The organism is Mesorhizobium sp. WSM4844, assembly GCF_055811775.1.
Genome location: NZ_JBVVQB010000132.1, coordinates 1 through 2,108, shown reverse-complemented (window position 1 = coordinate 2,108; position 2,108 = coordinate 1). Strand labels below are relative to the sequence as shown.

Sequence of the window (2,108 nt, the reverse complement as noted above, 5' to 3'; positions counted from 1 at the left end):
TGCTTAAGTTCATGACTGCCCTCACCATCACGGAAACCGACCTGCGCCGTGGTCTGTCCATCATTCGCGACAGCATTAGCGCAGTAGCGGGCAGCGGAGCGGTAAACCCCCGCGAAGCGATTCCTGGCACCGACCGAATTGATTTTTTTGATTAGTATTCGGCTAACCGCGGTGTCAAAGGAGCAACAGCAGGACAGTAGATTTCGTTGCTCTCGGTTCCATGGAGACCCACTGCCGCGCGACATACGATACGCCTGTCTCCATGAATGGGCCGATGCGGGCCACTCGCGCGATGGAATGAGCCCCGGCGATTGGCCGCAGCTTTCTGCAATTGCGTGACTTTGATTTCGCCAAATCCAAGACAGCCTTCGGGGGAGCGGGCGGTTCTCGGGAGCGCCGTTCTGGCATTTTGGCTCTTTATCATCGAATGGAGAGGGTCTGTGCTACGACACAAGCAAGCGAGATGAACGGCAGTGAAAGACCTCCGATCAGTCCTGCGCCCGAACCATGACAAAGGCCCTCTCGGGGTGCAGTGTCGGAACGGCTGAAGCAAGACTGCAGTTTCGATCAATCTTTGTGAGCACGCTACCTCGCTCGGCGGTTATGGCTTCACGATATTTGCAACTCGGCGCTTTCCATCGCCATTCGAGCGCAACGTTCCGCAATCGCCACGAGGTGGGCGCGGTGATGCAGATCGACTATGCGGGCACAGCGTGTCATCGTCGATCCCGATCCGGCTTCATGTGCCAGCTCAGATCATCAATTGCGGTGCGGGGCGCGTTGTCCTCCACCTACGCCCGGGCCAGCTTCAGCCAGACACTGCGGGACTGGATCAACAGCCAGTGCCGGGCATGCAGTTTTTCGGCGGGAAAACAGGCGATCGTCTGCGACAATCCATAGGCCGCCTTCCGAGGCGTCGCGGTTTGAGCCGACGCTCAACCAGCCTGCGTGTTTCGGTAATTCCCGGACACCCTTTTCGCTAAATCCCGGACAGTGATTTCAGTAATTCGCGGACAGCGATTCCGCTAAATCCCGGACAGTTTTCGGGAGCGGATTTAGCGGTCGGTTCTTGGCTGCGCCGTTCTGGCAGTTTGGCCTCTCACGATGATGTTGAGAGGGGCCATGCCGAGACGGAAGCAAGCGAGACGAACGAGCGTGAGGGACATCCAAGCGATCTTGCGCCTGACCCATGAGCAGGGTCTTTCGGTGCGTGAAGTGTCGGAACGGCTGAAGATCAGCAAGACGACAGTATCGACCTATTTGCTACGGGCGCGGGAGGCCGGGCTGTCATGCTGGCCTCTGCCGCCGGGCCACGACGACGCGACACTTGAGCGGCTGCTGTTTGGCCGTGCCGGTCGTCCGCCGCAAGACCTGAGCGAACCGGACTTTGCGCTGATCGCCAGGGAGCTGAAGCGCAAGGGGGTGACGCTGACGCTGTTGTGGCAGGAGTATCGCGCCGCCCATCCCGACGGCTACGGCTACACCTGGTTCTGCGAGCACTTCGCCGCTTTCGAGCGCCGGACGAGCGCGACATTCCGCAATCGGCATGCGGCGGGCGCGGTGATGCAGACGGACTATGCCGGGCAGACGGTGCCGGTGATCGATCCGGCGACCGGCGTCATTTACCCGGCGCAGATTTTTGTCGCGGTGCTGGGCGCATCCAATCTGACCTTCGCCTTTGCCAGCTCCAGTCAAAAGCTGCCGGACTGGATCGAGGGCCAGGTGCGAGCGCTCGCCTTCTTCGGCGGCGTCACCAGAGCGATCGTGTGCGACAACCTGAAGGCCGGTGTCGTCAAGGCGCAGTGGTTCGAGCCGACGCTGAACGCGACCTTTGCCGCCATGGCCGAGCACTACGACACCACCATCCTGCCGACCCGCAGCCGCAGGCCGCGCGACAAGGCCAAGGTCGAGGGCGCGGTGCTGATCGTCGAGCGCTGGATTCTGGCACGGCTGAGGAATCGATCCTTCTTCTCGATCGCCGAGCTCAACGCGGCGATCGCCGAACTGCTCGAGGAGTTGAACAACCGGCCAATGCGCCATATCGGCCAAAGCCGCCGCGAACTGTTCGAGGAGATCGAGCGGGCTGCCTTGAAGCCGCTGCCGGCGGC

At 61.2% G+C, this 2,108-nt stretch carries 2 protein-coding genes; both read left to right on the top strand.

What is annotated here, in order from left to right; translation table 11 throughout:
- The first annotated feature begins 687 nt into the window (after nt 1–687).
- A complete protein-coding gene (locus AC0L2A_RS36035; protein WP_473612934.1) occupies nt 688–900 on the top strand; it encodes a hypothetical protein in 213 nt (70 codons plus the stop codon).
- A gap of 222 nt (nt 901–1,122) precedes the next feature.
- On the top strand, nt 1,123–2,108 hold a 986-nt coding region (gene istA / locus AC0L2A_RS36030; protein WP_473612933.1), incomplete at its 3' end, for an IS21 family transposase.

Excerpts from the sequence above, each read along its gene's own strand:
- AC0L2A_RS36035 (WP_473612934.1), top strand. The coding sequence starts at position 688 with ATGCAGATCGACTATGCGGGCACAGCGTGTCATCGTCGATCCCGATCC.